21 protein-coding genes and 2 tRNA genes are annotated in these 22,935 nt (G+C 40.6%); 17 read left to right on the forward strand and 6 right to left on the reverse strand.

The window, feature by feature from the left end; all coding sequences use genetic code 11:
* Positions 1 to 102: 102 nt before the first annotated feature.
* From murJ to EGC80_RS10530, 12 genes are all read left to right on the forward strand, one after another.
* Entirely contained in the window at positions 103 to 1,662 is a 1,560-nt protein-coding gene (gene murJ / locus EGC80_RS10475; protein ID WP_124012217.1) for a murein biosynthesis integral membrane protein MurJ, read from the forward strand.
* A gap of 135 nt (positions 1,663 to 1,797) precedes the next feature.
* The gene (ribF, locus tag EGC80_RS10480) at positions 1,798 to 2,733 is read left to right on the forward strand and encodes a bifunctional riboflavin kinase/FAD synthetase (protein WP_124012216.1); all 936 of its coding nucleotides are present in this window, start codon (positions 1,798 to 1,800) and stop codon (positions 2,731 to 2,733) included.
* Positions 2,734 to 2,765: 32 nt separating this feature from the next.
* A complete protein-coding gene (gene ileS / locus EGC80_RS10485) occupies positions 2,766 to 5,588 on the forward strand; it encodes an isoleucine--tRNA ligase (RefSeq protein ID WP_124012215.1) in 2,823 nt (940 codons plus the stop codon).
* Positions 5,589 to 5,600: 12 nt separating this feature from the next.
* Positions 5,601 to 6,113, forward strand: coding sequence for a signal peptidase II (gene lspA, locus EGC80_RS10490; protein ID WP_124012214.1), 513 nt, complete (start codon positions 5,601 to 5,603; stop codon positions 6,111 to 6,113).
* Positions 6,114 to 6,115: 2 nt separating this feature from the next.
* The gene (gene fkpB, locus EGC80_RS10495; RefSeq protein WP_124012213.1) at positions 6,116 to 6,559 is read left to right on the forward strand and encodes an FKBP-type peptidyl-prolyl cis-trans isomerase; all 444 of its coding nucleotides are present in this window, start codon (positions 6,116 to 6,118) and stop codon (positions 6,557 to 6,559) included.
* A 12-nt stretch (positions 6,560 to 6,571) separates the two neighbouring features.
* Positions 6,572 to 7,531, forward strand: a complete 960-nt coding sequence (gene ispH, locus EGC80_RS10500) for a 4-hydroxy-3-methylbut-2-enyl diphosphate reductase (protein ID WP_124012212.1) — start codon at positions 6,572 to 6,574, stop codon at positions 7,529 to 7,531.
* A 308-nt stretch (positions 7,532 to 7,839) separates the two neighbouring features.
* A complete protein-coding gene (pilV, locus tag EGC80_RS10505; protein WP_124012211.1) occupies positions 7,840 to 8,397 on the forward strand; it encodes a type IV pilus modification protein PilV in 558 nt (185 codons plus the stop codon).
* Complete coding sequence (locus EGC80_RS10510) at positions 8,394 to 9,359, forward strand: PilW family protein (RefSeq protein ID WP_124012210.1); 966 nt, start codon at positions 8,394 to 8,396, stop codon at positions 9,357 to 9,359. Before pilV ends, EGC80_RS10510 begins: the two co-directional genes overlap by 4 nt.
* A gap of 64 nt (positions 9,360 to 9,423) precedes the next feature.
* Positions 9,424 to 9,843 (forward strand): pilus assembly PilX family protein, encoded by a 420-nt coding sequence (locus EGC80_RS10515; protein ID WP_124012661.1) that lies wholly within the window; start codon positions 9,424 to 9,426, stop codon positions 9,841 to 9,843.
* A gap of 11 nt (positions 9,844 to 9,854) precedes the next feature.
* Positions 9,855 to 13,352 (forward strand): pilus assembly protein, encoded by a 3,498-nt coding sequence (locus EGC80_RS10520; RefSeq protein WP_124012209.1) that lies wholly within the window; start codon positions 9,855 to 9,857, stop codon positions 13,350 to 13,352.
* A 15-nt stretch (positions 13,353 to 13,367) separates the two neighbouring features.
* Entirely contained in the window at positions 13,368 to 13,763 is a 396-nt protein-coding gene (locus EGC80_RS10525) for a type IV pilin protein (protein ID WP_124012208.1), read from the forward strand.
* Positions 13,760 to 14,068 (forward strand): TapY2 family type IVa secretion system protein, encoded by a 309-nt coding sequence (locus EGC80_RS10530; RefSeq protein WP_124012207.1) that lies wholly within the window; start codon positions 13,760 to 13,762, stop codon positions 14,066 to 14,068. Before EGC80_RS10525 ends, EGC80_RS10530 begins: the two co-directional genes overlap by 4 nt.
* Positions 14,069 to 14,327: 259 nt before the next feature.
* Here the strand turns inward: EGC80_RS10530 and EGC80_RS10535 are convergent, their stop codons facing one another.
* Positions 14,328 to 14,852: a GspH/FimT family pseudopilin gene (locus EGC80_RS10535; RefSeq protein WP_124012206.1), complete on the reverse strand. Its 525-nt coding sequence runs from the start codon at positions 14,850 to 14,852 to the stop codon at positions 14,328 to 14,330.
* Positions 14,853 to 14,996: 144 nt separating this feature from the next.
* A complete protein-coding gene (locus EGC80_RS10540; protein ID WP_124012205.1) occupies positions 14,997 to 15,518 on the reverse strand; it encodes a GspH/FimT family pseudopilin in 522 nt (173 codons plus the stop codon).
* 226 nt (positions 15,519 to 15,744) lie between these two features.
* On the opposite strand from EGC80_RS10540, the gene EGC80_RS10545 reads away from it, so the two are divergent.
* The 3 genes from EGC80_RS10545 (at position 15,745) to EGC80_RS10555 (ending at position 18,582) form a co-directional block, all read left to right on the forward strand.
* A complete protein-coding gene (locus EGC80_RS10545; RefSeq protein ID WP_124012204.1) occupies positions 15,745 to 16,083 on the forward strand; it encodes a P-II family nitrogen regulator in 339 nt (112 codons plus the stop codon).
* A gap of 273 nt (positions 16,084 to 16,356) precedes the next feature.
* The gene (locus EGC80_RS10550; protein ID WP_124012203.1) at positions 16,357 to 17,643 is read left to right on the forward strand and encodes an NAD(P)/FAD-dependent oxidoreductase; all 1,287 of its coding nucleotides are present in this window, start codon (positions 16,357 to 16,359) and stop codon (positions 17,641 to 17,643) included.
* 237 nt (positions 17,644 to 17,880) lie between these two features.
* Positions 17,881 to 18,582, forward strand: coding sequence for a SapC family protein (locus tag EGC80_RS10555; RefSeq protein ID WP_124012202.1), 702 nt, complete (start codon positions 17,881 to 17,883; stop codon positions 18,580 to 18,582).
* Positions 18,583 to 18,723: 141 nt separating this feature from the next.
* On the opposite strand, the gene EGC80_RS10560 is transcribed toward EGC80_RS10555, so the two are convergent.
* A tRNA-Thr gene (locus tag EGC80_RS10560) sits at positions 18,724 to 18,799 on the reverse strand.
* Between the two features lie 7 nt (positions 18,800 to 18,806).
* Positions 18,807 to 18,882 (reverse strand) — tRNA-Phe (locus EGC80_RS10565).
* Between the two features lie 1,057 nt (positions 18,883 to 19,939).
* Between EGC80_RS10565 and EGC80_RS10575 the strand changes: the two genes are divergently transcribed.
* Complete coding sequence (locus tag EGC80_RS10575; RefSeq protein ID WP_124012201.1) at positions 19,940 to 20,494, forward strand: cytochrome b; 555 nt, start codon at positions 19,940 to 19,942, stop codon at positions 20,492 to 20,494.
* Positions 20,495 to 20,618: 124 nt separating this feature from the next.
* A complete protein-coding gene (locus EGC80_RS10580; RefSeq protein WP_124012200.1) occupies positions 20,619 to 21,194 on the forward strand; it encodes a YceI family protein in 576 nt (191 codons plus the stop codon).
* Between the two features lie 164 nt (positions 21,195 to 21,358).
* Here EGC80_RS10580 and EGC80_RS10585 read toward each other — a convergent pair whose 3' ends face one another.
* Positions 21,359 to 21,637, reverse strand: coding sequence for an oxidative damage protection protein (locus EGC80_RS10585; protein ID WP_101034585.1), 279 nt, complete (start codon positions 21,635 to 21,637; stop codon positions 21,359 to 21,361).
* A 34-nt stretch (positions 21,638 to 21,671) separates the two neighbouring features.
* Complete coding sequence (mutY, locus tag EGC80_RS10590) at positions 21,672 to 22,745, reverse strand: A/G-specific adenine glycosylase (RefSeq protein ID WP_124012199.1); 1,074 nt, start codon at positions 22,743 to 22,745, stop codon at positions 21,672 to 21,674.
* Positions 22,746 to 22,935: the final 190 nt, after the last annotated feature.

Below are 22,935 nucleotides of genomic sequence, written 5' to 3' on the forward strand. Positions count from 1 at the left end.
CGTAATTCTACCAGCTCTTCGGTCTGTGTGACAGCGTTAGAATAGAATATTTATTATAAATCCCATTAATTTCTTAGAAGTGACCGAGTGTCTGGGGGCTGTTTGAGCAAAAAATTATTTAAATCAGGTCTGATTGTCAGTGTTATGACGCTGATTTCCCGAGTATTAGGCTTAGTTCGCGATGTGGTAATTGCAAATTTAATGGGGGCGGGTAGTAGTGCGGATGTATTCTTTTTTGCCAATAAGATACCTAACTTTTTAAGACGTTTATTTGCTGAAGGGGCTTTTGCGCAAGCATTTGTGCCAGTACTGACTGAGTATCAGGAGAACATGACCCCAGAAGATACTCGTGAGTTAATCAGTAAGGTTGCTGGTACCTTAGGCGTACTAGTGACGATTGTGACTTTGTTTGGGGTCGTTTTTTCACCCGTATTAGCGGCCCTTTTTGGTGGAGGGTGGTTCGTCGATTGGCTCAATGACGGGCCTAATGCCGAAAAGTTCGAACTTGCTTCGGTTATGTTAAAAATTACTTTTCCCTATTTGTGGTTTATCACCTTTACGGCCTTAGCGGGCTCGATACTCAACACCCGTGGACGGTTTGCTGTATCAGCCTTTACGCCTGTATTTTTGAATGTTGCAATTATTGCGGTAGCTTTATGGTATGCGCACACCTTAGAAAATCCTGAAATTGGTTTAGCTTGGGGGGTCTTTTTTGGTGGTCTGATTCAGTTTTTGTTCCAAATCCCCTTTTTAATTCGTGAGAACGTGCTCGTTAAGCCAACGTGGGGATGGAATCATCCTGGTGTGGTAAAAATTAGAACCTTGATGATCCCAGCCTTATTTGGTGTGTCTGTTTCACAAATTAATTTATTGTTCGACACTTTTATAGCCAGTTTCTTGATGACGGGATCGATAAGTTGGTTGTATTACGCTGACCGCCTATTGGAGTTCCCTTTAGGATTATTTGGCATTGCTATTGCCACAGTGATTTTGCCTGCATTATCGCAAAAACATGTTAATGCCCAAGGCACTGGGTTTAATCAAACCATGGACTGGGGCGTTAAAGCCATTTTGCTATTAGGCACTCCGGCGATGTTAGGGTTAATTATTCTGGCCAAACCTATGCTGATGGTGTTGTTTATGCGCGGAGCCTTTAGTCTTAATGACGTTGAAATGGCGTCCTACAGCTTGGTTGCATACGGTTGTGGCTTATTGAGTTTTATGATGATTAAAGTGTTAGCGCCGGGATACTACTCGCGTCAAGACACTAAAACACCAGTTAAATATGGCATTATTGCCATGGTCAGCAATATGGTGTTTAACCTTATTTTTGCTATTCCATTTGGCTACGTGGGCTTAGCCATTGCGACATCAATGTCTGCACTATTAAATGCGAGTTTGTTATATCGCGGTTTACACAAAGCGGGCGTTTATCAAATGAGTCGACAAACGTTATTTTTCTCATTAAAAGTGATCATTTCTACAGCCTTAATGACCATTGCCATTATTTATTTTATGCCACAACAAAGCGTATGGCTTGAATGGCAAACCTTTGAACGTATGTTTATGTTGATTGAGCTTATTGTAGGCGGTGCAGTTATTTATTTGTTGAGTTTACTGGCATTGGGCGTTCGGCCTTGGAAAATTAAACGCCAGGGATAATTTCCTAAGGTGAACCACCGACCGAGGATCGGCAGGTTATCCTAAATCCTGTGTAATAATCTGAGCCTGAAACTCGCATCTAACATTGGTTTGGGTATATAATCTGCCGATTTGCTATAGGCAGTATTGAGCGTAATGGAATTAATCCGCGGTATACACAATATTTTACCTTCTCATCATGGTTGCGTTTTGACCATAGGGAATTTTGATGGTGTCCATCGTGGTCATGCGCAGGTGATCTGCTGCTTGGTTAGTAAAGCGCATCATTTTCAATTACCTGCAACAGTAATGACCTTTGAGCCTCAGCCACAAGAACGCTTTCGTGGTGCTGATGCTCCCGCTCGTCTCAGTCTTCTGCGCGATAAAATTAGATTACTCGATGAGCTTAAAATTGACCAGCTACTCTGTATCAATTTTACTGCCGCTTTTGCTAATCAACCTGCTGAAGCGTTTATTGAAGAGTTATTAGTCAAAAAACTCGGGGTTAAATATCTCGTCGTGGGTGATGACTTTTGCTTTGGTAAAGGCCGCGAAGGTACTTTTGACATGCTCGTTGCTGCAGGTAAGCAATTTGGTTTTACGGTTGTCAGTACACAAAGCTTTGTGGTTGGGTCGTCGCGAGTAAGTTCTACGGCTGTAAGAGAACAACTGGCGTTAGGGAATTTAGAACAAGCAAGACGTTTATTGGGACATCCGTTCATTTTAAGTGGTAGGGTTGCTCACGGACAAAAATTAGGCCGTACAATCGGTTTTCCAACGGCAAATATAGCATTAAAGCGTAACGTTGTGCCTGTTCGAGGGGTATTTGCTGTGCGTTTGTATTGGGATGGCAGCGATATTTATGACGGTGTGGCTAATGTAGGGTTCAGGCCCACTGTAAATGGCCAAACCTGCAGATTAGAAGTCCATTTGTTTGATTTTAGCGGTGATTTATACGGCAAACGAGTGGAAGTAGAATTAATAGCAAAAATCCGTGATGAGCAACCCTTTGAGTCATTGGATGCGCTAAAAAAACAAATTTTAAATGATGCAAATGAAGCTCGCGCTTTATTTAGCAACGATGCTAGCTGAAATGAATCAGCTTTAATAATGGTATGGGATCAATGAGCGACTATAAATTTACTTTGAATTTGCCGGAAACAGAGTTTCCGATGCGCGGTAATTTGGCAAATCGCGAGCCAGAAATGTTAACTCGCTGGACGCAAGATGGACTGTATCAACAGATCCGTGAAAGCCGAATTGGCCGTAAACCTTTCATACTGCATGATGGCCCTCCATACGCTAATGGCAGCATTCATATTGGTCACTCTGTTAATAAAATTCTTAAAGACATTATTATTAAGTCAAAAACCATGTCTGGTTTTGACGCACCCTATATCCCTGGTTGGGACTGTCATGGATTACCGATTGAGCTGAAAGTTGAGCAAAAAGTCGGTAAGCCTGGTGTCAAGATTTCTGCAGCGGAATTCCGTGAAGAATGTCGTAAATATGCTGCTATCCAAGTTGACGGTCAACGTGATGACTTCATTCGTTTAGGGGTATTAGGCGATTGGCAAAATCCTTATTTGACGATGGATTTTTCAACTGAAGCGAACATTGTTCGTTCACTGGCAAAAGTGATTGATAGCGGTCATTTGCACAAAGGTGTTAAGCCAGTGCATTGGTGTACCGACTGCGGTTCGGCACTCGCTGAAGCGGAAGTAGAATACGAAGATAGAAAATCTCCGGCTATTGATGTCGCTTTTGTGGCGGTTGATAGTCAAGCTGTTGCCGCTAAATTTGGCGTTGAAAATTATACTAAACCAGTAGCGATGGCAATTTGGACTACTACGCCGTGGACCATCCCTGCTAACCGTGCATTGTCGTTAAACGCCGAGTTAGATTACAGCTTGATTGAGTTTGTTAAAAACGGTGAAACCACAACATTGATTTTGGCTCAAGTGCTTGTTGAGTCATGTCTTGAACGTTACGGCGTTGAAAGCCATCAATTATTAGGCGAAGTTAAAGGGGCTGAGCTCGAGTTAATGCGCTTTAACCACCCATTCTATGCCTTTGATGTACCAGCTATTTTAGGTGACCATGTCACCACAGATGCGGGTACTGGTATTGTACATACCGCCCCAGGTCACGGTCAGGACGATTTTATTGTTGGCCTGAAATACGGTTTGGAAGTGGCCAACCCTGTTGGCGATAACGGTGTTTATAAAGCCGATACTGAGTTTTTTGCCGGTCAGCATGTCTTTAAAGCTAACGCCAATGTGGTTGAGCTGTTAAAAGAGAAAGGTGCGTTATTACTTCATGTTGCTTACCTTCACAGCTATCCACATTGCTGGCGCCATAAAACACCGATTATTTTCCGTGCGACACCACAGTGGTTTATCTCTATGGATAACCACGATCTGCGTTCGCAAGCATTACAAGAAATAAAGCAAACCAAATGGATCCCTGATTGGGGTCAAAGCCGTATTGAAAAAATGGTAGAAAACCGCCCAGACTGGTGTATTTCACGTCAGCGAACTTGGGGCGTACCGATCACATTATTTGTTCACCGCGAAACGGATGAGCTGCATCCCGACAGCGTGTCATTAATGGAACGAGTTGCGCATCGCATTGAACAGCAAGGTATTCAAGCTTGGTGGGATTTAGATGCAAGTGAATTGTTAGGTGATGAAGCAGATCAGTACCGTAAAGTCACTGATACATTGGACGTATGGTTTGACTCAGGCTCATCATTCTCTTCAGTTGTTGCTGCGCGTCCAGAGTTTCAAGGACATGAAATTGATTTGTATTTAGAAGGTAGCGATCAGCACCGCGGTTGGTTTATGTCATCATTAATGATTTCAACAGCGATGAATGGTAAAGCACCTTATAAGCAAGTATTGACTCATGGTTTTACCGTTGATGGTAAAGGCCGCAAGATGTCAAAATCTGTCGGTAATGTGATAGCCCCATTACAAGTGATCAATAAGCTCGGCGCTGACATTTTACGCTTATGGGTTGCTGCAACCGATTACAGTGGCGAAATGACAGTCTCTGACGAGATTTTAAATCGCAGCGCTGATGCGTACCGTCGTATTCGTAATACTGCCCGTTTCTTGTTAGCTAACTTAAATGGCTTTAACCCAGAAACTGACATGATCCCGTCTGAAGACATGGTCGCGTTAGACCGTTGGGTCGTGCGTCGTGCCGCTGCACTGCAACAAGAAATAATTGAAGCGTATGATCAATACAACTTCCATTTAGTGACTCAAAAGCTGATGCAGTTCTGTTCAGTAGAGTTAGGCAGTTTTTATCTTGATATTATTAAAGACCGCCAATACACAGCTAAGCAAGAAGGTCATGCTCGTCGGAGTTGCCAGTCAGCGCTTTATCATATTGCAGAAGCAATGGTACGTTGGATGACACCCATTTTAAGCTTTACTGCTGATGAACTATGGCAGTTGCTACCAGGTAAGCGTGAAAAGTATGTGTTTACCCAAGAATGGTACCAAGGTTTAGAAGCGGTGACACTTGACAGTGATTTAAGTGATGATTACTGGGAGAAACTATTAGCTGTCCGTAACGAAGTTAACAAAGTGCTTGAACAAGCTCGTCGTGATAAACGTATTGGTGGTTCATTAGAAGCGGAAGTGACATTGTTTGCTGATGCTGATTTAGCCGCTGAGTTAGCTAAAGTAGGTGATGAGTTACGTTTTGTACTGATCACCTCTAAAGCTGCTGTTGCCGATATGTCACAAGCGGGTAGTGACGCCATCGAAACTGAATTAAGCTCGCTTAAGTTAGTGGTTGCTAAAAGTGCGGCACACAAGTGCGAGCGTTGCTGGCACTATCGCGAAGAAGTTGGCACCATTGAAGATCACCCAACATTGTGTCAACGCTGTGTGACCAATATTGAAGGTGAAGGCGAACACCGCGACTTTGCTTAAGGAAGCATATACATGAGTTCTGTACCATTAACGTGGAAAGACAGTGGCTTGCGTTGGTATTGGGTAGCTGCATTGGTGTTTTTAGCCGATCAGCTCTCTAAACAATGGGTGCTTGCCAATTTTGATTTGTATGAGTCTATACAGCTTTTACCCTTTTTTAATTTCACTTATGTGCGAAACTACGGAGCGGCTTTCAGTTTTTTAAGTGACGCAGGGGGCTGGCAGCGGTGGTTGTTTACCGTTATTGCTCTCGGTTTTAGTACCTTGTTAACGATCTGGTTACGTAAGCAGTCTTATTCGCTATGGCGCAGCAACCTCGCTTTTACGTTAGTTATTGGCGGTGCATTAGGTAATTTGATTGATCGTTTAATGCATGGTTTCGTGGTTGATTTTATCGATTTTTACTGGAATACCAGTCATTATCCAGCGTTTAATATAGCCGATGCGGGGATCTTTATGGGTGCCGCATTGATCATTTGGGACTCATTTAGACCCGAGACAAAGCCATTGAAGGAGCAAGAGTAACTATGACAGATTTAACTAAACAAGATAGTCGTTCATTGTTGTGTCATATGAATATTGTACTGGAAGATGGATCTACAGCTGAAAGTACAAAATCATCAGGTAAACCTTCACGCTTAAACATTGGTGATGGTAGCTTAAGTCCGGCTTTTGAAGACCAGCTTAAAGACTTAAATGAAGGTGATAAGCACCAATTTACCTTAGCGGCAAAAGATGCATTTGGTGAATCCAATCCAGATGCGGTTCATTATATGGACAGAAGCCGCTTTCCTGCAGATATGGAGCTTGAAGAAGGCGTTATTGTCAGTTTTGGCGGTCCTGGTGGGAGTGAAATACCGGGTATTATTCGTGATACTGCTGGCGATTCAATTACCGTCGACTTAAACCATCCACTAGCAGGACGCACGATAACGTTTGAACTTGAAGTTGTCAGTGTCATCACTGAGTAAAAAAGGTATCACATGCTAAAAGTTGATCCAACGTCTCCTGAGCTTAATATTCTACTCGCCAACCCTCGCGGATTTTGCGCAGGGGTAGACCGCGCCATCAGTATTGTAGAACGTGCTTTAGAGTTATTTGAACCGCCAATTTATGTACGCCATGAAGTCGTACATAATCGTTATGTGGTCGAAAACCTAAAACAGCGAGGTGCTATTTTCGTTGATGAACTTGAGCAAGTACCAGACAATAGCATTGTTATTTTTAGCGCTCATGGTGTATCACAGACAGTAAGAAAAGAAGCAAAACACCGTGGTTTAAAAGTGTTTGATGCGACATGTCCTCTAGTGACCAAAGTACATTTACAAGTGACCCGTGCAAGTCGCAAGGGTGTTGAGTGCATTTTAATTGGTCATGAGGGACATCCAGAAGTTGAAGGCACCATGGGGCAATATGATAACCCTAACGGTGGTGTTTATCTTATTGAATCTCCTGAGGATGTGAATAATCTTCAGGTCAATAACCCAGATAACCTCTGTTTTGTCACTCAAACTACGCTTTCTGTCGATGACACCTTAGATATCATTACTGCACTAAAACAGCGTTTTCCTTCCATTGAAGGACCTCGTAAGGATGATATTTGCTACGCGACACAAAATCGCCAAGATGCGGTAAGAAGTATGTCTGCTGAAGTCGATTTATTGATTGTTGTCGGTTCCAAAAATAGTTCTAATTCAAATCGTTTACGTGAACTGGCTGAAAAGACCGGTACTCAATCTTATTTAGTTGATACCGCCGCCGATGTTGAAGCAATCTGGTTTAACGGGGTGAAGAAAGTGGCAGTAACAGCCGGGGCATCAGCGCCCGAAGTGCTAGTGCAACAAGTTGTTAACGCGATAGCGACACTTGCACCGAGTGTGATAACTGAAGTTGAAGGTCGTAAAGAAGACACTGTGTTTGCAGTTCCGGCGGAATTACGTTAATTAACGCCAATAAATGCTGTAAAACTTACCCGCATGCTATTCTAGTTTGCGGGTTTTTTGTACTAAAAAATAAACCGAGTATAGTGCTGATAAATCGATTAATCTATAAACTATAGTTAATATACAATATTGATACTATCTGATTACATTTAAGTCAGCTATGATAAGTTTGTTTTATAAAAGTTTGACTCATCTATGTTAAGTTTGTTTTATATAAATTTGTCTTGTAGTGTCAATCTAAATAAGAATAATAAAGATTTTAAAGGTAAAGATAGTTTGATTTTTATCTTTCGGGAGGTTTGAAGCTCATGTCGCCAAAAAGGAATGGATTTTCCTTAATCGAAGTTATGGTCTCACTGGTTATTCTAGTGATAGGCCTTATAGGTATTTTTAATCTTCATTTAGTTGCCAAGAAGGGCAGTTTCGAATCTTTTCAGCAAACTCAAGCGTCATATTATGTTAATGATATTATTAATCGTATGCGCATCAATAGCGGTCAACTTGCGACTTATGCTGGTACCTACACAGGTACAACGATTACATCAGCTACGTCTTGCGATGTTGCAGTTGGTGGTAATGTCAATTGTACTAATATTGAAACCAGAAACTGGGACCTGTACCAATGGGAACGGGCATTTTTAGGTGAAAATGAAAAATCCTCTGACAATAAAAATGTAGGTGGTTTAGATTCGCCTACGGCCTGTATTGATATCGACGCTAGCAATAATGTCACCGTAGTTATGACTTGGAAAGGCGTTAGATCTTCATCAGATGGTACTGCAGACAAAAGTGCTTTTATTAAAGGGTGTGGTTCTAGTAGCGATAGACGACGAGCATTGGTTGTCAATACGGCGATTATAATATGATAAAAGCATTTCATAGTCAGCGAGGCATGTCGCTAGTAGAGTTAATGGTCGCTATGTTAATCAGCTTATTTTTAACGGCTGGTCTTTTTACTATGTTTAATATGTCTTCCAGTAATGTAACAACAACTAGCCAATTTAATCAATTACAAGAAAATGGCCGAATCGCATTAGCGATTATGGAACGCGACTTAAGCCAGCTTGGTTTTATGGGTGACATTACGGGGACTGATTTTATTGTTGGCAGTAATACAACGTTATCTGGCACCGCAGTAACGGCTGATTGTGTGGGTGCAGGGTTAAATAATGCCAGTTTTCCTAATACACAACTTTCTCATTTCAGACGCTTGTGGGGATACGAGCAAGGCGTAAGTGCAGAATCATTAGCGTGTGTTTCACCTAATAACGCCACGGATGTCATCCAAATTAAACGCTTAATAGGGCCACCAGCAACAGTTCTCACCGCAACACGCTATTACGCAGCATCTGAGAAAAATGAAATCATATTTTTCAATGGCAGTGCCGCTGCCCCTGGGTTAGCGAATAGCCGCATTTGGGAATACCAGCATCATGTCTACTTTGTTCGTAATGACGGCACCACTCCCGTTTTAAGGCGTCGGACGTTATCAATAAATAACGGCATGAATAACGAAGAACAGCTCGTAGAAGGCATAGAAAATATGCGTATTTTATATGGTTTTGATAGTAATGGTGATGGCACAGCAGACAGTTATATGCCTGCGCAAAACGTAACAACGTTAATGTGGGATAATGAACAGTTTCAGCGTTTAGTTGCCTTAAGGGTATTTTTATTGGTTCGTTCAAGCGAAGAAGACAGAAGTTATACAAATGATAATACTTATAAGCTAGGTGACAAGACCATTGGACCACTTAATGATAACTTTCGTCGAAAAATAGTTTCAAGCACTATTGTTTTAGAAAATCCAATTTTAATCAACCAATAATATCACAGCTCATTTCGTAATTTTTTTGAGTGGATGCAGGAAAGGTAGGTAAATGATCACATCAATAAAGACGCAGCAGGGAATTGTGTTGTTTTTTTCGTTAATCGTCCTAGTGTTAATGACCTTGATTGGTGTGGCATTGGCAGTCAATTCGACCCAGTCATTGAGAATGGCTGGTGCGGGTTCAGAAAGAATTGAAGCGATGGCTTCAGCTAAAGGCGGACAAGATAAAGTTATTTTGGCAAATACAGGCAACACTTTCACAAGTATGACAGCTATTTCTCAAATAGTTGATAATGACTTAGGTGTTACAAATACCATAACACCATTGATTGTAGGAGATGTAGGTTGTCAACGAAATGTAAAAGGCAATTCAGTTGCTATACTTTGTCGTCGATTTGAAATTTCGAGCGCTTCAACATTTGGCCGCAATAATATGGGGCTAGTGACAGTGGTTGTTGGTATTGAACAAGAAGTTAACTGAAGGAGTTGGTCATGTTTTTTAAACAATTATTTTATACATTGCTATTTGCAATTTTGGCTTACTCATCCATCAGCTTCGCCGATGATACTGAGTTGTATGTGCTTGAGTCTACCGCTCGTACGGGTTCTAAACCGCAAGTACTGATTATTTTTGATACCTCCGGTAGTATGGATACAAGCTTTAATACAGATGATCCTTACGAACGCGGAAATGAAAATGTCAATAGTAATGGGCGTTTAAGGACGAATACTAAATTATTTTTTACGCGTAATACTAGTAGCATACCATTGGCATCCAGTAATCAATATTTTTTAAATAGTAAAAATGGCTGTAATGTCGGAGAAGGTTACTTAGAAAAATATGGTTTGTTTACTGGGTATATACGTGAACATAAATATATAGGTGAAAATGGTGAATGGTCTGAATTACCTTTAACTGATGGAACGAGTATTCAATATACCGATTGTTATGAAGATATTGCGGAAAGAGATTATATTAATCGTTCAGTAACTAATGGTTTTCCAGTTGATGGATTAGGTACATCAACATCTCCCCAAAGACATACACCTATTAATGGTTCTTCCTCTACTGCGCAAGTTGATGCTGCAATAACTACAGCAAAACTAACCAATTTTGGTATTGGTCAGCCCATTACTCTGTTTACCGAAAAATATGTGAATTGGCATCACAGTACAAAATCCAAACATGATTATTCGCGATCACAAGTAGCGAAACGCGTTATAGAAGATACTATTGTCACAACTCCCAGTGTTGATTTTGGTTTGTCAGTATTTAACTTCGATGAAGGCGGCCGTATCGTTTATGGTATTACGCCCAATAATGAGACAAATAAACCCAGTTTACTTTCAACAATTAGTTCACTTCCCGCAAACACTTGGACACCATTATGTGAAAGTCTTTATGAGGCTTATCATTATTTTGCAGGTAAAAGTGTTTTATATGGCAATGTAGACCCCTCTAGAACGCCTCATAGAGATACTACAATAGAATCTAGTGGAAGTTATATATCTCCATTTGTGGGTAAGCAATGCCAAGACAAAGCTTATGTTATTTATATTACTGATGGTGCGCCCACTAGAGACAGTGGCGCTGATGATTTAGTTAAAGATCTTTCTGGTATTTCTGATTCAGATAAATACTCTGGTAGTTTCTTGCCTGCTCTTGCTGGTTGGTTAAATAAAAATGATGTCAATACCAGCCTTGATGGCACTCAAACTGTTTCAACTTACACCATCGGTTTTGGTTCTGATGCAAATTCAGTCGCGGCTATTTTAAAAGAAACGGCATCACGTGGTGGTGGAGCAACTTACACAGCAGCTAATGCTCAAAAGTTACAAGAAGCATTACAATCGATTTTCTCTAATATTTTAGAAACTAACTCTAGTTTTACTTCGCCATCGATTGCCAGTAATAATTTTGATAGAACCCAAACATTAGACTCGGTTTACTACGCAATGTTTTTACCTAATGAAGGTCCTCGTTGGGTGGGTAACTTGAAAAAGTTCAAAGTGACTGGGTCGGGTGATATTGTAGATAAAAATGGTAATGACGCCATTGGTGATGATGGTAATTTGGCCTCGTCTGCATGTTCTTATTGGACATCGGATGCTGTCTGCAGTGCCACAAGCGGCGGCGGTGATGGTAATAATGTTGAAATCGGTGGTGCATTAACTAAGCTTCAATCAACGCCGAGTCGCACTTTATACGGGAACTTTGGTACAGGTGGCGCTATTGAAGCTTTCACTAAGTCAAAAGCTGCAATCAGTCTTGGCAGTGAAACAGCGTTAGCAACCTTTATGGGTGTCGATAAAACTGAACTCACCAAATTATTTGATTGGACGATTGGCATCGATGTTGATGATGAAGATAAAGATGGTTCAACAACAGATAAGCGCTCAGATATTATGGGTGATCCACTGCACTCTAAACCGTTAGCAATTAACTATGGTACTGCGGGCTCACCCGATATACGTATTTTGCTTGGTACTAATGCAGGCTTTTTACACATGTTTAAAGACAATGGTGCGAGTGTTGAAGAGTCATGGGCATTTATGCCGCAAGAACTATTACCTAACCTTCGTGAGTTAAGGGCAAACGTACCAACAGGAGTTCATTCTGTTTACGGTATGGATAGCCCACCTGTTGCATATGTAAAAAGAAATGCATCAGGTGCAATTGATAAAGCTTGGCTATTTGTTGGTATGCGCCGCGGGGGAAAATCGTATTATGCCCTTAACATCACCAACCCTGATTCTCCACAATTTATGTGGAAAGTTGATCCGAGCTCAACAGGGATGAGTGATATGGGTCAGTCTTGGGCAGAACCTGTGGTCACGTTTATCCCTGGCGTACCTGCAGGCAATACCTCCGCAGATACTGCCTCTCCAGTGGTTATTATTGGCGGTGGATATAACCCTTCAACTAAAGATGGTGCAGGGGTTGGTACTGATGACACTACCGGCCGCAGTGTTTATATTTTAAATGCTGAAACTGGAGCCCTAGTGTATCGATTTGGTACAGGCTCTAGTGGCACACAGTTACCTGGTATTGTTGATAGCATCCCAAATAGTATTGCAATATTAGACAGTAACGGTGATAGATTGACTGACAGATTATATGCAACTGACACAGGGGCTAATATTTGGCGTATGGATTTACCCAGTGCTTCACCGACGAGTTCTACTAGTCCGTGGACTGCATTTAAGTTTGCGAGTTTAGGCGGATCTACACAAGCAACCGATAAACGCTTTTTTGCCGAACCTGCAGTGGCGCAAACGATATTTAATAATATTTCTCAAGTGTCGGTTACTGACTCGTCTAATAATACAACCACGAGCTTAACGTATCAAAATATCCCTTATGATGCCGTTACGGTGGGCAGTGGTCATAGACCGCACCCTTTAGATACTACGCGTTCAGATAAGTTTTTTGTGTTACAAGACCGTAATGTAGTGACTAAATCGTTTACTGGCGCTACAGGTAAAGAGATCCCGGCTGTGTTAGCGTTAGTAAATCTTTATGATGTGTCTTCTACACCTCCTACAACCGAAGCGCAGAATATAGAATTTGGTCAAAAACGAGGTTGGTATTATAACTTTGCTGCGAAAGGGGAAAAAAGTTTATCGGCCTCTACAATCATTAATGGAAGAGTGTTCTTTACCTCTTATGTTCCAGGAGATAATACATCTGCGAACCAATGTTTAGCCATTGGTCAAGGGAGATTGTATGGCTTTGATTTACATAAAGGTACCCGTTCGTATACTCAAGAATATTTAGAAATGGGCGCACGAGTACCTGATACGCCTCAGTTAGTCATACCACCAAATGGTACATCAGATAGTTATATGTATTTAATTGGTATTGGCTCTGCTGGTGATGATATGGATAAAGTGGATGATGATGATGATGATGGCTGTGCTGCTGGTGATAATAAATGTATCCGTGGTGGGCCAGGCGTGAATAAAATTTATTATCATATTGATGAGTAGAAAAGAGTATAAATAATGAAGCAGTTACAGTCCGGATTTACATTAATTGAAGTGATGATCACTGTCGTGATAGTGGGCATTTTAGCTTCAATTGCTTATCCAAGTTATACTCAATTTGTCGCTAAAGGAGCTCGAGGTGATGGCTTGGCAGGTGTTATGCGTGTTGCTAATTTACAGGAACAATTTTATTTAGATCGTCGTAGCTTCACTACTGATATGACAGAACTTGGTTTGTCTGTAGATCCTTGGGTTGTTGAAAATACTTATTATAACGTCGATACAACCTTGAGTGGAGATGATTACACAGTGACAGCCACTGCCGTTGGTGTACAAGCGACTCGTGATAGTGCTTGTGCGACAATATCGTTAACCTCAACGGGTGCTAAGTCACCTACGGAGTGTTGGAAATGAGAACAGTAATACCTTTTGTTCTATTATCAATATTTATATCTGCTAATGCTTCATCTGCGGATGATGCAGTAACGACATTAACACCTTATAAGTGCCATATAGAAACGGCTAATGGTGCTAACATAGCATTGTTTGAGTGGGATAAAGCGCTCGTTATACAAGAACAGAGCGCTTTGCTTGCAGAGTATGTTCCAACTATCTCAGATGAGCGGCTTATGGTTAAAAGAGTGGTTGAGTGCATAGCGGAAGATAAAGTTTTTAAAGATGTATTAGTGCGTGAGCTTGATGCACAAAGAACGTATTAGTATCCTATTGAGAAGATAGTGCAAAAAGGCTTACTTATTTACATAAGTATGCCTTTTTTGTTAGCTAACTTGAACTTGGGAGAAGGGATGCATATGCTATTAAAAATCAATATGTTAAGCAGAATCCACTTTCAAGTTTGTTATTTTTTATACTAACAAGGCGAATTGACGCGTCAATAGTTAGTCTATTGTAAGTCGGTTCAACGCAGTTAGTAGGGCAAAGGGCTGCTTGAAAGGCGTTTATTATCCTTAACTCAGGTTAGCTACACGCCACTGTTGTAGTTACTTTTGAAATTCGCCCTGAGGAATTGATATTTAATGCTTCAGAAGAACTGCTCGTTACTTTGCCAGGGCAATATCTAAATACGCTACTGCCGCCATTAGTGCCCATACCATCAGGGTTAAAGCTATATCTTGAAAGATCTGATTTAATAAAGTCATTACTATTAAACGCATCCACTTTACGTAGAACCACATCAGCAATACCATTGGTTGTATCCATTGAGCCAAGAGTACCATTATCAATAAATACACTAAATCCTTTTGTCCAGTCACTCCCACACGACGTTGTTGTCATAGGACAGATAGAAACTCTGCTTCCGTAACTAACGGCTTGACTACGGGCAAATACAAACGAGGATTCAATGGTGCTGATAACACTTCTTGCTCTTATACCTTCATAAAGGCTGGTTAACGACGGCACGCCAATAGCTAACAGTATTGCAGCAACGGTAATGGTCACCATCAATTCTATTAGAGTAAAACCAGATTGTATTTTTTTCATGCGCAATTCCTCTGCTATATAAAACAGAGTATAACCAAGCGCAACATGAATGACAGTGTTTAATTGACTATTTGCAGACATCACTGCTAATCAATTCTTTATCAATAATCTTTATTATTTTATATTTTGTCATTTTACATTTTGTTAAAATTTACATTCTATATTTTTCTTGTTTGATACTCTTACCCTACCAGCTTGATTAACAATTACCGCTTTTGAATAAGGACTGTCAACAGAGCCTGGGCAATACGTTAATGTTCCATTAGTGCCTGAAGCTAATCCATCGGGTTGAAATCTAATCGCGGGACGATTGTAGTCAATGTAATCATTTTCATGAAAAGGAGATGTTTGTTGGAGTAAGCTATCACTGGCATCAAGTTGGTTTTTTTGCCCACGGTCAATAAATACACTTAACCCAATACTCCAATCCGATGAACACAAGTTGTCGACTAAAGGGCAAATTGTTACCCTCGAGCCATAACTGATTGCCATATTTCGGCCTAATTGAATGGTCTGTTGGATCACTTTAATATTACTACTTGCCCTGACTTGTTCAATTAATGCAGTAAATGAGGGAATTGCGATGAGTGAAATTAGTGTGGCAATCAGCATAGTTACTATTAACTCAATCAGACTAAAGCCTTTTATGTGATTAAAATGAGGCATACTGGTTCATCCTTAAACGTTGTCGGCTGCGTCCTGCAGTAAAACTTAATCTAGTATAGAAAATGAACAGCAAGTTTGCTGCGAAATATCTTTTCATAAATACGTAAAATAGCCGCGACAATTGGCTGCGCTTTCAAGTAAGATATTTGAATGATATTAGTAAGCATATAAACTGTAATCAGGACAAATGCTTAATCAACAACTTAGCCGATGACAGGAGTATTTAATGAAAAAAGTCGAAGCGATTATTAAGCCATTTAAACTTGATGATGTGCGTGAGTCACTTGCTGAAATTGGCATTACGGGTATGACAGTGTCTGAAGTCAAAGGTTTTGGCCGTCAAAAAGGTCATACCGAGCTTTATCGTGGCGCAGAATACATGGTGGATTTTTTACCAAAAGTAAAAATCGAACTGGTGATCCAAGATGACCTTCTTGAGCGAGCGATTGATGTTATTGTTGATATCGCCAGAACAGGAAAGATTGGTGATGGAAAAATATTTGTAACCGACGTTGAACGAGTCATTCGAATTCGTACCGGTGAAGAAAACGAAGAAGCAGTATAAGGCCTACAGGGCCTTTTTTTTCAATTGTACATTTTGTTTAGTTAACCTCAACTCTGGATAAGAGATGGGATAAATTGTTAAAAACGGCTTTATTTCAAGTCTACAACATCAAAATCGCCATGCGTTTGCTAGTAAGGCGTATTGACGTGTCAATAGCGGGCCCATTTTAAGTAGGTGCAACTTTGGCCGCGCAGCAAAGGGCTGTTTGATAACCGTTTATTATCCACAGTTAGGTTACATAGTCGCTGGCATAAGGTATCTCTGAGGTAATGTATGGTTCAACGAATTGTTATTGTGGGTGGCGGAGCTGCAGGGTTAGCATTGGCCTCCAAATTGGGACGGAAGTTTGGTAAAAGTCCGTTAATCGATATTAGTCTGATTGATAAAAATACCATCCATATTTGGAAACCCAAGTTACATGAAGTTGCCGTTGGTGTGATTGATCAATCAATTGAAGGCCTGCAATATCGAGATCACGGATTAAAGAATGGCTATCGATATATTCGAGGTGCCATTGAACAATGCGACCCAAGCACTAAGCAAATTCAACTTGCTCCAGTGTATAACGATGAAGGCGAGATGATCATTGCCGCGCGCAGTATTGAATACGATACTCTTGTGCTTGCATTAGGCGGGGTTTCAAATAGCTTTAATACACCGGGTGCTGAAAAACATTGTATTTTCTTAGACAGTTTAGACAGTGCAAATCTTTTTCACCATAAGCTTATGGATGCACTCTTACAGCTTAATGAAACACAAGACCAATTAGGTATCGGTATCGTAGGTGCCGGTGCAACAGGCGTCGAGCTGGCCGCTGAACTCCATCATGTTATTGAGTCTGTAAGGGAGTACGGTTATCAAAATATCTCCAAAGATCATTTAGATATAAACCTAATTGAAGCATCCACTAAAATCCTTCCCCAATTACCTGAACAAGTCAGTTCGAGGGCACAAACTGTACTGTCAAAATTAGGGGTAAAATTGCACTTAGGTGTGCAGGTTAAAGAAGTGACTAAAGAAGGCTTCGTTACTGCGACAGGTGAGACGATTAAAGCCAATATAAAAGTATGGGCAGCAGGTGTTAAAGGTCCAAAGGTCTTTGAAAATTTCACCCAATTACCTATTACGCCACGTAATCAAATCGATGTAGATGAGTGTATGCATGTTAAAGGCCTTAATGATATTTACGCCTTAGGTGACTGTGCTCAATTAATTTTACCATCAGGTAAACCCGTACCACCCAGAGCCCAAGCAGCTGCCCAAATGGCCGATCGCCTATATGACAATATTTGTTTAAAGATGAAGCTTCAACCAGAAAAACCTTTCGTTTATAAAGACTATGGTTCATTGGTATCGCTCAGTCGTTTTTCTGCGGTTGGAAATTTAATGGGTAACCTTCGTTCGGGAGACTTTTTTGTTGAAGGTCACGTTGCACGTTTGATGTATATCTCGCTTTACCAACGTCATTTAGCCAGTTTATATGGCTGGTTCTCCGCTTCTGTATACCGTATTGCGCAAAAGCTACTTCGCTGGCAACGTCCTAAACTGAAATTGCATTAGGTGATTACCCGGCTAATAAATCGATAATCAGCGCCCATTGTATTCTTTTTTATTGAATACAAAGCTTTTTTGGACAAGAATTGGTCACTTGGTGATTATTGACGCAATTTAGCCTAAATGTACTTGAATTTAAGATTTAACTTGGTAGTTTCAGTTATTAATTATTTGTTAACCTAAGGTATGACAATGATGTTGTACTTAAATCAGAGAAGATAATCAGTGCTTCAAGGAGCCAAGATGCCCAACGAAATTACATTATTAGAACAAACCAAACATGGTGATTTAAAACTGACTCCAAGTGATTTTTTACACGTGGCAGAACAGCACATTGTGCCTGTAACCTTACATGAAATTAATCGCGCTGCCACTGAATATCCTATCGTATTCGTTAAAAATAGTGACACAAACGAGTTTCAATCAGTTGCTATGCTAGGGTTAAAGCCTGGTCAGAATCTAAGTGTAAAAGACGGCAAATGGCAAGGCTTGTATATTCCTGCGGTTGTACGAGATTATCCTCTTGGCTTAGTCGTTAACCCAGACGTTAAAGATAAAGTGTGGATTGGCATTCGTGAAAATGCTAAAGAAGTGACTAAAGAAGACGGCCAAGCATTATTTGAAGAGGGTAAAGAAACCCCATTTTTAGAAGCGCGTAAGCAAGCATTGATTAGTCACTATGAACAAGATCAAGCTACACGGGGTATTTTGAGCTTTTTAGATGAAAAAGGCTTGTTGATTAATCAGACTCTAACTGTTGATGTCGCCGGTGAAAAACGTAATATTAATGGTTTATATCTTATTGATGAAGCTAAATTAAATGCACTAACCGATGAAGAGTTCATTGAGCTTAAAAAGCGTGGTTTACTCGGTCCTATATACGGTCATTTAGGCTCACTTAACCAAGTTAATCGCTTAGCTCGAATTGAAGCGCTGGGTCGATAGTGTCGTAAGGTTATATTAAAACAGGCACTCAATTGAGTGCCTGTTTTGTTTTAAGAAGCTAAAATGCAATAAATAGAGCGCTTAAATCGAATACATTTCAGATACAAAAAAGCCACTCATTGAGTGGCTTTTTTGTTTTTATGGTGCCGGCACCAAGAGTCGAACTCGGGACCTACTGATTACAAGTCAGTTGCTCTACCAGCTGAGCTATGCCGGCTAAATTGTGGTGCCCGAACCCGGAATCGAACCAGGGACACGAGGATTTTCAATCCTCTGCTCTACCGACTGAGCTATTCGGGCAACTAACTAAGTGTCAGTTAACTACTACAGACTAAGTATTAACTTGGTAATCAATACCTGTCTCGTCTGGAGTGCGCACATAGTATAGTGATGGTTTTTATCGTGCAAGTGGTTTTTCAAATGTTTTCACTCGTTCGGCTAGTTAATGTGCAAACGGGTGGTTTTTTATAAGTAATTGATGATTTTTAACGCGAAGGGGGGAATTAATATACTAAGGCCTGTTGATCTTTCAATGTTGTTTTTGCAGCGAATTGTAGCTCATTACTTAACATGAGCTACAAGGCAGGGGCTTTGTGGTGTAGTTATGCTACATAAAAAGCCGATAACGCAGTAGAAATGACCAACAAACGCTGCCCGAAGGGGTCGGCTAAAAACGTTTTACCCTTTGTTGAGTGAGTCTTTGATAAGCGAGTGTTGCTTAGATTGCTAGGCAGCAATCCACTCGCCTCGATTAAAACGTTTTTATCTCGAACAAAATTATCTCGAACAAAATTTAACCAGCGAAGATCAACAGGCCCTAGTCATGCAGTATATCGGTGAGCGTAACTGTGTCAGTTTCCTATAAAGAAAGGCAAAACCCAGCTAATAGCAGGCATAATCCATTTACTGATTTTCTTTAAGCCATTTTGAGGTTAACCATAGTCGTTAATAGCATTAAGAGGGGGGAGCGATATAAGACATCCTAAGTAAGATGCGTTTAAGCGCTGACTTTGCTTGGCTCTATAAGCTAAAAAGACAACTGTTATTACCTCATACTTAACGTTGAGTACTCGCTATTAACCTTGTATACCCCATATATAGAGTGTTCAATTCCCATTGTGGGTTCGTTTTCTATCCTAGTTAACCGGACTCGAACCAGTAACGGACAAGTGTATGCGTTGTTTCTTACTATAATGGGTATTTACCGCTCTTGTACCGACTTAAACGGTTAATCATCCTCACAGATAATATTGGTTAACAATTCATTTCTATTTTATCGAATGAATACTCCTATATTTAGCAGTTTTCTTTACTAAAAATGACGTTAATATGTTGTGAGTTTATTGAGGAAGGTAACATGTTAAAAAACACTTCAGCTGGCTATGGATTAATAACCATTTTGACCCATTGGTTGTCCGCCATCGCAGTTATTAGCCTTTTTAGTGTAGGTTATTGGATGGTTGATCTTACGTACTACAGTAGTTGGTACCAAACTGCGCCATATGTTCATAAAAGTATTGGTCTGCTGTTACTCGGATTAACCTTGTTAAGATTAGTGTGGCGAGCTATGTCACTAACGCCTAGTGCATTACCTAACCATCAGCCATGGGAAAAACGTATGGCAACCTGGGCACATGCTAGTCTTTATACGTTAATGCTGCTGATTATGTTTTCAGGAATTATGATTTCTACAGCAGATGGTAGGGATATTTGGATTTTTGACTGGTTTGCCGTGCCGTTTCCTAATGCTTTTATTGACGAACAAGCTGATATTGCCGGTGTTATACATCAATACCTTGCTTATAGCTTAATTGGCCTAGTTGTGTTGCATAGCGCAGGTGCGATTAAGCATCATATTATAGATAAAGATAATACTCTGAAAAGAATGCTTATTCCCAACCGTGTTCGTTAACAGTTGTATTGGTTAACAATCTAATTAATCGTCGGTTCAGCTAACGGTTATGTTCGATGATGATGACTCTATTTATTAACTCTACCTATTTACCATTAACGCTTAATTTAAAGGAATAAAAATCATGAAAAAACACCTTATTGCAGCCATAATCGGTTCAACGCTTATGTTACCCGTTGCAGCTAATGCGGCCGACTATGTTATCGACACCCAAGGTGCACATGCATCGATTCAATTTAGTGTTAACCATTTAGGTTATAGTTTTGTGGTAGGACGTTTTAATGAGTTTTCAGGTGACTTTAGCTTTGATGCTAACAAATTGGCTGATGCCAAACTGAACGTCAAAATTAACACTAACAGTGTTGATTCAAATCACGCCGAACGTGACAAGCATTTGCGCAGTGAAGACTTTTTAAATACCAGTAAATTCTCTCAAGCCACTTTTACGTCGACATCCATAGTGGATAAAGGTAATAACCAGTTTGTGATTAATGGTGATTTTACCTTAAATGGCGTGACCAAACCCCTAACCATAGATGCCGTTGCCATTGGTGAAGGTAAAGATCCATGGGGAGGTTACCGTGCAGGCTTTAGTGGTACAACGACATTTGCGATGAAAGACTTCGATGTCAAAATGGATTTAGGTCCTGCTTCTGCTAACGTTGAATTAGCATTAGTAGTGGAAGGCATTAAGCAATAATGAACACTATGAGTTCACTAACTGGCATCAGGTAGAGTAATAAATGAGCGCCCACCGACGCCACTTCGTGTCGAACAACGAGGTTTTTCGATGAAGGTGATATAATAAAGCCGCTTAGTAAAGCGGCTTTATTTTTAGGTAAAACAATTGATTATATTGACTGGTTACTCGTCTTCAGCTGGCGGAACATAGCCTTCAATTTCAACGTCTTTACCTTCAAATAAAAAATTAGTCATTTGCTCTTCAAGAAATTTACGGTCATCAACATTCATCATATTGAGTTTTTTCTCATTAATGAGCATGGTTTGCTTCTGTTGCCATAAGCCCCAAGCTTCTTTACTGATATTATCAAAAATGCGCTTACCCAATTCGCCAGGGTATAGCTGAAAATCTAAGCCGTCAGCGGATTTGTTTAAATGTTGACAGTGAACGGTGCGAGCCATGATGATCCCTTACTAACTTTAATTACGATAAAAATTAATGTGTCGCGAAAAGTACGGCTAAATTAGCCAAAATACGTTCTGTGGCAGCTGCCAACCCGACTTTCGCAGGTTGTTCTATGTTATACCAGAGTGCCGAGGTTTGTTCCATGATACCGCTAGCGAGATCTGGAGATAGTTCAACTAATACCGGGTGAATATCCAGATGAAAGTGACTGAATGTATGCCTAAATCCTGCAAGCCCTTGCTCTGACTCTGTCAAATTATGCAGGCTTAAATAATCATTTATTTCTGCTTGGTGCTCAAATTGCGGAAAACACCATAATCCCCCCCATATCCCCGCGGGTGGACGTTGAATAAGCTGAACTTTTACTGAATCTTCGCTGCTATCGACTAAAACCAGCATAAAAGCAGATTTTTCTGGAGTGATTTTTTTAGGTTTTTTACCTGGATATTGACTTTGAAGACCGCTTTGTTGAGCCACACAATCAATTGCCACAGGGCAAGCTGCGCAATTGGGTTTACTGCGGGTGCAAACACTTGAACCAATATCCATCATTGCTTGGTTAAATTTTTCAACATCTTTGACTGGCGTTAATGTGTCGGTTAATTGCCATAATTGCTGCTCAACGTTTTTTTGTCCAGGCCAGCCTTCAATAGCACCATGTCTGGCCAATACCCGTTTTACATTACCATCTAAAATAGGGTGGTGTTGTCCGAGCGATAAGGATAAGACTGCGCCAGCAGTCGATTTACCTATTCCAGATAAAGCCACTACATCATCAAACTGAGTAGGGAACTCGCCGTTAAAGGCATCGCGAATATGCTGAGCTGCTTTATGTAAATTACGTGCTCTGGCGTAATAGCCTAAGCCCGTCCACAAATGCAGCACCTCATCTTGATGAGCATTAGCAAGATCTATAACGCTAGGGAAACGCGCTATAAATTTTTGGAAATAGGGAATCACAGTTGCGACTTGAGTTTGCTGGAGCATGATCTCCGACACCCAAACACGGTAAGGCGTTTTATTGATCTGCCAAGGCAGTGATTTACGACCATGTAGGTCATACCAAGCGATGATACGCTCAGAAAATGGAGTCAGATTTTTCATGGGCGCAGTGTAGCCATAGGCATTTTATTACACAAGTAGCCAGGCTATTTTAAATCACTCGTTTACACCAAATTAGCGTAAACATGTGCAATCAGTTTAGGTATAATGGCCCACTGACTTTAAAAATGATCTGTTACAGATAACAATTGCGTAATGTGCAGCTAAAAAGTGGCTACCATGGCATTTAGCC

This window comes from Shewanella psychromarinicola (assembly GCF_003855155.1).
GTDB classification, from domain to species: domain Bacteria; phylum Pseudomonadota; class Gammaproteobacteria; order Enterobacterales; family Shewanellaceae; genus Shewanella; species Shewanella psychromarinicola.